The sequence below is a fragment of the Hydrocoleum sp. CS-953 genome (genome assembly GCF_002260545.1).
In the GTDB taxonomy this organism is placed as follows: domain Bacteria; phylum Cyanobacteriota; class Cyanobacteriia; order Cyanobacteriales; family Microcoleaceae; genus Trichodesmium.
This window is the reverse complement of sequence record NZ_LGSU01001285.1, coordinates 1-9276: the sequence shown is the minus strand read 5'-3', so window position 1 is coordinate 9276 and position 9276 is coordinate 1. Positions and strand designations below refer to the sequence as shown.

Sequence of the window (9276 nt, the reverse complement as noted above, 5' to 3'; positions counted from 1 at the left end):
TCATAAGCTGTTCATATGCCCTTGACAAGCTAGGTACATTTTGTTAGTATCAATGTCAACACAGGGGGAGGACATCACCTCTGTTTAAACAGCGGTCAGGGTTTCCCAGACTGAAGAACCCCGCGTTTTCCCGTAAGGGCAACGTCGGGAGTATGTCAAGTAAAACGGTATAATATCACAGTAGGGGCGTTTGCAGAGCATGACCTTAGGAAATGGCATTCGCCCTTACAGGGTTTTGGTTATGACTTACAGGGTTTTGGTTATGACCGTGTGGTTTATCAATCATTTAGCACTGTAAAATTTGTAGCTATCTGTAGAGGGCAAATGCCATTTGCCCCTACAAAATATGGTGGTTCTGTGTAAGTCCTGTATTACTGATTATCCTGACATGATATAATCAGGACTTACGCAAATTCTGAAATAATACACTCTCTGTAGAGGGCAAATACCATTTCCTATATGTATTGCCAAAGTTTTGAGGAAATTAATTCTAAATTCTCAATTCTAAATTCTCAATTCTTAACACGCTCCCGATCTATTCAAGACAACCCAGATAGTTTTCCAGATTAATTGGAGATCGTATGCAATAGACCATTTTTGCTGATATTTCAAATCCATACGCACTACTTCTTCAAAGTCTTTGATATTAGAACGACCATTTACTTGCCATTCTCCAGTAATGCCTGGTTTTACCTCCAGTCTGCGCCAGTGATGTGTTTGATACAGTTCGACTTCATCAATAGAAGGAGGGCGAGTTCCGACTAAACTCATTTCTCCTTTGAGAACGTTCCAAAATTGCGGTAGTTCGTCTAAACTGCTTTGACGGAGGAAACGACCAATGTTAGTTATTCTGGGGTCGCGTTCGTTTTTAAACATATTTCCCTGAGCTTCGTTTTTGACTAAATGCTTTAATTCTTCTGCATCAATAATCATGGAACGAAATTTTCTGATGTGGAAAGTTTTGCCTAAAAAACCACATCGCACTTGAGTAAAAAATAACGGACCAGGATTATCGAGTTGCATGAAAATAGCGATGGGAATGGCGACTATTCCTGTAATTGCTAATCCTATTAAAGCTCCGAGAATGTCTATTATACGTTTGGTTTTGCTGGTTACAGATGGATGAGTTGTTTGTGTATATGGATTAGTTGATTGGTGGTGTTGTAAAGTTAGAGTATTCATATTTTTAACTTTAATATTAATGGGAAGTTTTGTATCTGGAACCTTACACGGTGGATTTAGAAACCGGGTTTGTGCTAATAGATGTCGGTTGGGCAAAATGTTTAAATACAAACCCGGTTTCTGAGCGGTATCCAAAATATGAGTGAGAAACCGGGTTTGTGCTAATAGATGTCGGTTGGGCAAAATGTTTAAATACAAACCCGGTTTCTGGGACTTGTAGGGGCGATTTCCTGCGGAATGCTACGCAAACGCGAATCGCCCCTACAGATGAATCGCCCCTACAGATTAATTGCTTTGTTCAATTTTAGAGACAATAGCTAGTAATTCCTGTTGAGACTGAGTATTTCCTTGCTGTTGATACAAGTCTGCTGCTTTGCGATAATCAGCGATCGCTTGTTCTAGTTTTCCTTGTTGATAATAAAGGTTGGCTCGGTTGGAGTAAATTTGAGGTATGTCTGGTCTGAGGTTGATAGCTTGAGCGTAGTCAGATAGGGCGTTTTGGTAATTTGCGACTGCATGATGTAGTGTAGCCCTATTGCCATAGATTTTGATTTTAGTTGTTTCATCGGTAGCAAATTCTAATGCTTTGTCGTAATCTGATAATGCTCCTTTTAAATCTGTTAGTTGTTGTCGAGCGTAGGCGCGGTTGTAATAAGTGTCTGCCATTTCGGGTTTGATTTTTAGGGCTTCATTATAATCTCTGATGGCTTCTTCATAGTTTTGGGCTTGGAAATGAGCATTGCCTCGATTATTATATAAGGTGGCATTGTTGGGGTCTTTTTCAATAGCTTTGTTGTAATCAGTTAGTGCCCCTTGATAATCTTTTTGAGCTACTTTTTCTACTGCGCTATCGTTAATAGCTTCTACTTGGGTTACTTTTTGGCAAGCTATGTTTAAGGTACTGAGTGTGGTTGCTATTGTGAGAGTGAGAATAGTTTTAGAGATTCTGTTCATCATTTTTGTAATTGGTAATTGGATAGTTATGTTGTTGATTCTTGGTAGGGGCGAATGGCTATTCGCCCCTAAATATATATCTGATTAACTACGACGTTTGCATTTGAATAGAGCGATCGCTAAACCGACTATTGCGACTGTGCTGTTTGGTTCGGGAACTTTTTCTTTCAGCTAAGGCGATCCCCCCAACCCCTCTTAGTAAGGGGGGCTAAAGAATTTGACAAATGAGAGAATAAAAATTCATACCAGGTCTCCAGTCCCCCCCTTGGAAAGGGGGGCTAGGGGGAATCTAATCCTTAACTACGACGTTTGCATTTGAATAGAGCGATCGCTAAACCAACTATTGCGACTGTGCTAGTTGGTTCGGGAACTGATTCTGTTTCCTGCCCCAAAGTGCCACCATCAGCTTCAGAGGCAGTGACAATAGTAACCGCATAACCAGGACGAGAACCAGCATCGTTTATAGACAAATAACCTGGGATATTTTTGTCGAAAGCAGTATGGGAAGATACACCCCAGTTACTCAAACCTGCAGTTGTTAAGCCTTCATTTACTGCAAAGTCTGAGGTCTCTGTGGGAATAACCACGTTATCTGTATGGAAGTAGGACGCATAACCCTCTAACTCATCCTTCAAAAAAGAGCGATCATTTAACCACCATTGCTGACCAGCCAAAGCTACAATACCCATACCTTCAGCACTGCCTGCCCAATTAACAGAATTCACTAAGAAACCGAGGGGACCATTAGGACGAGGACCGGGGTTACCATAACCGTAATGATTGTCTGGGTCTTGACCACTTAAGAAAGTACGATTGCCCCTAGCTGCAGATATTGCCTCTTTGTTATTTAAAATCCCAGTGGGGTCGAAATTAAGTATCCTGTTCCTCGCGGCAGCTCCGATCGCCAAAACATCATAATCAGAAAAGTTAGGTGCAGGGTCTTGAGGATTCCAGATAGTGAGATTCCAATCTAAACTGCCATCTCCTTCTGGGTCAAATGTTGGTGCTAGAGCAGCTAACTCTGAGATTGTTGCATTGTAAATATTGCTCTGACCATACCACAGAACATTGAGAGATGCAGCATTAGCAATGGAGGCAGAAAATAGACCGAAAGTAGTAGCAATGCCTAAGATGGCTTGATTGATTAAACGATGTTTTTGATTGCTCATAATTATCTCTATTGGTAGATTAGATGTAGGGGCAAACGGCTGTTTGCCCTAGATTAAATGTAGAAACACCTCTGTAAAAATACGGTTACTGCTATTATTCATAACCAACACAATTCTATAACAGAAAAATTAAAGCATTGTCGAAAATCGACAGCGAAGATAAATCTTGTCGAAGATCGACAAAAAATGTATGGGTGAACGTTCGGTGTTGTAGTGGGTAATGGCCATTCGCCCCTACTGTTTGTTTAATGAAGTAGTACCTAAAACACCTACACCCAAAAGACCTAAAACCGAAACAGGTTCTGGTACTCTCTTGTGCTGTTGTTGTTGCTGCATCTCTTCAACCTTGATATCAATAAATGCACTTGTAAAAGAGGTTGCAGTTGAACCACCAACTCGCAGTTGGTTCAAGTTCCATCCCGCGCCACCACTGGCAAGAGCTAAGTCTATATAATCTGCTTCAGTATTGCTGAAAGCATTGGTAACAATACCACTTAAGGATGGAAGTTTGGTTGTTCTATATCCACCACTACCGTCGGCAATATAAGCATTTGCTTCTGAGTTAACTCCAATAGCATCATTCACAAAGTTGGCATTAACTACCGCATTCAAGAAAATATCATCTTTACTGTCTGCAGTTCCTCGCTGTAACCCTGCCAGGATGTTTGTGAAATTGAGGCTAGAGTTACCATTATCCCGATCTTCGTCTGTTACTAGGATGAAGTTAACGGCAACATCTTCCCGAAAGCTATAGTTATTTAGAGCAAAGTCAATGGCAGAATAACCATCTTCAAACCAACCAGATACGAGTAAGTTATTCGTCGCAGTTGTAAATTCAGCAGAAGTTGCAAAATTAGCTCCACCTACAGGCAAAGATCGCCCCAAATTATGGGAGTTATTGCTATAATTATAATTACCAAATCCAACAAGACCAAAACGGTTGTCTATGAGACCTTTACTTTGTAGGGCTGTATCTAGCTGTGGAATCATTGTGCCGAGCCATTGGTGTTCGCCGAACATAGAAGTGGATTCATCAACAATAACGACTACATCAGCACTTTGTAAGCTGGCTGCAGTTGCAGCGGGAGTTCCTGCAATTAACAAAGCTAGGGAACAAGTCCCTATTTGTAAGTATTTGTTGTTAACGTTCATTATATCTTTAGTGCATAAATATAGGATTTCTGTTGTTAGATCGAATTTTGTAGTAGCGTGTCTAGCTTGAAAATGTGGGTTAAAAAACCTAACCCCCCAACCCCCTTCCCTACAAGGGAAGGGTGGGCATTCTCCCCTCTCCTTGCAGGAGAGCGGTTGGGGGTGAGGTCTTCTAGGTTTCTCCGTTCCTTTAGTCTAGACACGCGAGTAGTATCGGTTAAAAAAGTATAGAAACCGGGTTTATATTAAATCAGAACTGACGCAAAATATTAAATTACACACCATCTCTAGGGGCGAATGCCATTCGCCCCTACATATATCTGTGGTTAACTACGACGTTTACGTTTATAGCCAATTAAAGCGGCTACTGTCATTCCTAGCATTGCTATTGCACTAGGTTCGGGAACTGACTTTGATTGTGGGTTATTACCGTCGTCACCGAGTTGGTCATTACCGCCATCACCGAGCTGGTCATTACCGCCATCACCAAGTTGGTCATTACCATCGTCACCAAGTTGGTCATTACCGTCGTCACCGAGTTGGTCATTACCGTCGTCATCAAATTGGTCATTATCATCGTCATCAAATTGGTCATTATCATCGTCATCAAATTGATTTTGTGAATAATCAATTAACTGAGCATTCACAGGAGAATTAAAAATGTTATCCGCCTGATTCAAAAAGGCACCAGTAATTCCCGCCCCAAACTCCGCAGCAAACAGAGCAATAGGTTCATCTGCTTCTGTAGAAGCAATAGTTTGAGTTGCTATCGCATTCGTAGCATTAAAACCACCAGCACCTGAAGTAGTTGTATCATAGTCCACAGGAGAATATTCCGTAACTAGACGAGAATTTTCTGCAAATAATCGACTGGTGTTTTCTACGCCAGTATTTCGCTCAAAAATGCGGAAGTTAGAATCAGGGTCTTCATTGATAGGTATACGAGCAATATTTACTGCACCGAAACCATACTCATTACCAGTACCAGGCATTCCAATAGGGTTGCCGTCAACACCAAGGAGATTCCAGTTGAAAGAAATTACCTCTGATTCATCGAAATCATCCACTGTAATTACAAAACCATCCAAGACATTATTACCGTTGTCGATGGTCTCCCAGTCAGCAACTACAGGACTACCAAAGAAAGGGTTGGGGTGGCCGACAACTCGACAACCAGGAACTAAAGCGCAAGCACCAGGAGTGTTTCTCTCTCCAACACCAAGCAAGTCCCGGTTTGGTATTGGTCCGCTAGCAAAGGTATTCAGGTCTACCTGAGTGGCATCCCATTGAATTGCTGTTTCAGTTGATTCCACGACTTGACCACCGTTGGTAAATAGTTGATTTCCTGGTAGGGGGTCTGCATCTGGACCATTAGGGCGACCGTTACGATCGACTCCTGCACCCGCAAAAGTGGGAGCTGCACCATCGGTAACAAAACTATTTGTTCCTTCGGTGAGGGCAATACGAACCCCGGAAGCAGGTTGGTTGGACCAGTTGAGAACTTCAAAGGCGAGTTGAAATTTATCTCCTTCTGGATCGTCTTCCACAGCTTTAATATCAGTAAACCGGAAGCAGAAGACTGGAGGTAATAGGGTTTGAGGTGGTGGTGCAGGTGGTGGATCTGCTAGAGCAGCTTTAACTCCGACACCAAAACTAGAGGCGATCGCTGCTAAAATTGCTTTGGTTAAATTTGTTAGGTGGCGTCTTTGATAATTTGTTTGATTACCCATAATTACTTCGATAATGAACACAACGGTGAGTTTTTGAGATATCTAAGAAAAATTTCTTATTTGTCAGCAATTCGCGAAGGTATACTAAATAAATAGGACTGCTTAAATATTCAAATTTAAGATAGTCAGGACTTACGCATGAGGTAGGAAAAACTAGGATTTGAGATTGCTATCCGTTCCGGACTGCTTCGCAAACCCTGTCGGTCGCAATGACGAAAATATTTTGTACTGCGTAAGTCCTAATAGTAATACCTCGGTAAAAATGCGGTTGCTAGTCATCTCATTTATGAGTATAGGATAGATAAATCAAAGTATTGTCGAAGATCGACAGTAAAGATAGACAACTTTTTGACAAGTTAGCAAAAGCAGTTGTAGCAATATATTCAGCCTAAATTAAGTGAAAATCGACAAAAGTATTTTTCAACTTTGTTGATTTTCAACAAAAAAAAATGGTTCTGTTGCAAAAAAGAAGAATTAGTGTATGCAACTCTGTTCATATTTATGACTTCAAGTCACAGACAAAAAACAGTAGGGACGTTCCATGGAACGTCCCTACTGTGGTCTACCGTGCAGGAAAACCGCTTTCAACAATTAATAATTAATAATTGCCTCTTCGGTACTTTGATATTTTTCACAGCGAAAATTACTTCAAAGCTAATAGGGAGAAGGCAAATACATCAACTTTTTTGCTGAAGTACCGATAATTATAAATTAGCTAATTTAGTATTACTTACCACTACAATATTTAGCATCTGCTTCATCCCATTTTCCTTGAATAAGTATGCTAGCTAAATCAAATAATTCAGTGAGATTAGCTTTAGATTTACATATTCTTTGATGAGAATTACCATCATTTTCTATGTATGTAACTCCTAGAACATATCTAAGTTGATTATCTTTAGGTTGACCCATAATAATTGATAATTCAGGAGGAATTGGAAAAAATAAGATGTTACTTGGAACATCATATACATAGTTTTCTGTTTGGATAGGTAACTCTACATCTGCTGAATTTCTACTAAATTCACCATTCTCAGAATAGTAGTTCATTTGCATTTTATTAGCAGCATTTATCTTAATTGTTGGTTCAACTTCTTTTGCTTTATTTGCTTGATTTAAAAAAGATGGAAGAGCGATGGCTGACAAAATTCCAATAATAATAATGACTACTAATAACTCGATTAAAGTAAATCCACGATTATTATTTTGTTTGTTTAAAAGTTGTAAAAGTTTGAGAGATAAGTTATTCATGCTTCCCCTGATTTAAAAAGTAAATTGACAATTTATTTAAGGCTTCATCCATTAAGTTTGCTGCCGGATGTTCGGCAACAATACCTCTTAATATTCTCATGGATGACTTGACAGCTTCTTGATTTTCAACTGTAAAAAATTCTTTCATTTTTGTCAAAATATCCACTTGTTTTAAAGCTTCTATTTTGTCTGCTGAAGTTAACCAAGTTTCGGCTTCAATAGCTAACCTTAATTCGGCTAAAGTTTCGGCAAAGTTAGGCTGATTAATTCCATATAAACTTTGCCATGTTGGAGGTATTTCTGCGGAATTTTGACAAATAACTGGCAACCAAGTCGCACCAGGAAATTTATCTTCTAAATATTCTAATTTTTCCCTAGCTTGTCGCACGGAAATAGATAAAGATTTACCACTAGAAAATAATTGGAGAAAATGCTTTAAAAATTCCTGGGCGACTAAATCTGCAACAGGTTCTCGCATAACAATAATTGCGGGAATATGTAAGCGAGCAAGTTGTTGAGCTAGACCTAAACCATCGCAAGAATTAAAGATGGCTAATTGTAATCCTTTTTTAATGGCTGCTGTTAGAGCATTTTCTAATTCCTCAATTGTCATTTTGATGTGGTTGTCTAAGTAAAAATATCCGGTACTTAGATCGGCTTCACTTTCACTATGACCGGAAAAACAAATAATATCCCAACCTTTTTCATCCCATAATTTTTGATCTAATTCTTGGGGGTTTGGTTTGACTAAAGAAACAGTTTTTACCACCTCCTTTGGCAGACTTTCTAAATATTTTTTATCTGCTTCAATATTTAGTCCTTTGTCATCTCCAAATATTGCTAAGATGCGGATTTTTTCCCTAGCAATATTTAGCTTTTCGACTCGGTTAGCTTCTGGCAAAACTATGGCAGTTTCGGCAAACTGATAATTGGAGAGAAAATTCCATAGGTGCCAGGGAATGTGCTGCATTAAAACATCTTCTGATTGGATAATTAGTCGAACTTTGTCTGAGGGGTTAAATTTAGTTCGTAGTTCTTTTTCGATGCGGTTAAAATCTGAAGTATTTAACCAGTTGTTGAGGAGAGGTTGCAATTCTTTTTCTAATTCCCGAATCTGAATAATTATTTTCTGAGCTTCTTTTTCCATATCTTTTTTGGAAAAATTTGTTGTCTGCTCTTTCTTCATTTTGATTCTAGGAAGCAAGCCTAAATTTCGATATAATTGTCTTAATTGTTTATATTTTTGACTCCAGTTTTGATAGAGTTGAGGAATTTCTGAATTTGCGGGTAAGCTACTGGAAAAAGAAATTGGTAAATGATGAGCGTCTGACCAAATATTAGCTCTAATAACTGGAAAACCTGTGGCAAAGTTTCCTCCTTCAAAGTTGAGAGTAACTAATTTTTCTCTGGCAGTGACAGGAGCAGAATTTTGGGTTTTTAATATCTGATTCATCAGGAATATTTGATATTCATTTTGCTCCGTTCGTTGACGATATAGAGTAATTTTTTTTTCTGTTTTTGCCAGATCTTGCTGATATTTTTCTTCTAGCACTCTGACATTTTCATCATAGAATTCCATAAACTCCCGATGGATTTTTTCCTTCTCAGTTTCTGGGGGTACATCTATTCTAATTACTACTACTCCATCACCTTTATTTTCCATGCCTTGAATTTTCATGGGGATGCCTTGGTTTTCCACTTGTACTTGTTGGAAGGATGACATAAAAGCTTTGGCATCTACTCCATTTCGGAAAATTAAATCTACAGTATTTAAGACTTCTTTGAATAATTTTGTAAAGTCTCCTTCTTGGAAATATCCACTACTAGGGCGACGCTCT

Annotated in this window: 8 protein-coding genes and 1 pseudogene; 1 reads left to right on the top strand and 8 read right to left on the bottom strand. The window is 39.1% G+C overall.

What is annotated here, in order from left to right; all coding sequences use genetic code 11:
* Window positions 1-519: 519 nt before the first annotated feature.
* The 6 genes and pseudogenes from AFK68_RS22910 to AFK68_RS46140 all read right to left on the bottom strand — a co-directional run.
* Entirely contained in the window at window positions 520-1380 is an 861-nt protein-coding gene (locus tag AFK68_RS22910; RefSeq protein WP_371357506.1) for a sugar transferase, read from the bottom strand.
* An 87-nt stretch (window positions 1381-1467) separates the two neighbouring features.
* Window positions 1468-2139, bottom strand: coding sequence for a tetratricopeptide repeat protein (locus tag AFK68_RS22905; RefSeq protein WP_094675369.1), 672 nt, complete (start codon window positions 2137-2139; stop codon window positions 1468-1470).
* 81 nt (window positions 2140-2220) lie between these two features.
* A complete protein-coding gene (locus tag AFK68_RS46145; protein WP_094675373.1) occupies window positions 2221-2307 on the bottom strand; it encodes a PEP-CTERM sorting domain-containing protein in 87 nt (28 codons plus the stop codon).
* Window positions 2308-2432: 125 nt separating this feature from the next.
* Window positions 2433-3305, bottom strand: a complete 873-nt coding sequence (locus AFK68_RS22895) for a hypothetical protein (RefSeq protein ID WP_210407571.1) — start codon at window positions 3303-3305, stop codon at window positions 2433-2435.
* A 234-nt stretch (window positions 3306-3539) separates the two neighbouring features.
* Complete coding sequence (locus tag AFK68_RS22890; protein ID WP_094675367.1) at window positions 3540-4457, bottom strand: hypothetical protein; 918 nt, start codon at window positions 4455-4457, stop codon at window positions 3540-3542.
* A gap of 326 nt (window positions 4458-4783) precedes the next feature.
* Window positions 4784-4855: pseudogene (locus tag AFK68_RS46140) on the bottom strand (hypothetical protein); the annotation flags it as partial.
* 20 nt (window positions 4856-4875) lie between these two features.
* Here AFK68_RS46140 and AFK68_RS46135 point away from each other — a divergent pair.
* Window positions 4876-5115 (top strand): hypothetical protein, encoded by a 240-nt coding sequence (locus tag AFK68_RS46135; protein WP_371357507.1) that lies wholly within the window; start codon window positions 4876-4878, stop codon window positions 5113-5115.
* A gap of 1798 nt (window positions 5116-6913) precedes the next feature.
* Here AFK68_RS46135 and AFK68_RS42325 read toward each other — a convergent pair.
* Entirely contained in the window at window positions 6914-7438 is a 525-nt protein-coding gene (locus tag AFK68_RS42325; RefSeq protein WP_094673294.1) for a prepilin-type N-terminal cleavage/methylation domain-containing protein, read from the bottom strand.
* A partial coding sequence (locus tag AFK68_RS22875; RefSeq protein WP_143438159.1) for a CHAT domain-containing protein occupies window positions 7431-9276 on the bottom strand: 1846 nt, incomplete at its 5' end. The genes AFK68_RS42325 and AFK68_RS22875, both read right to left, overlap by 8 nt.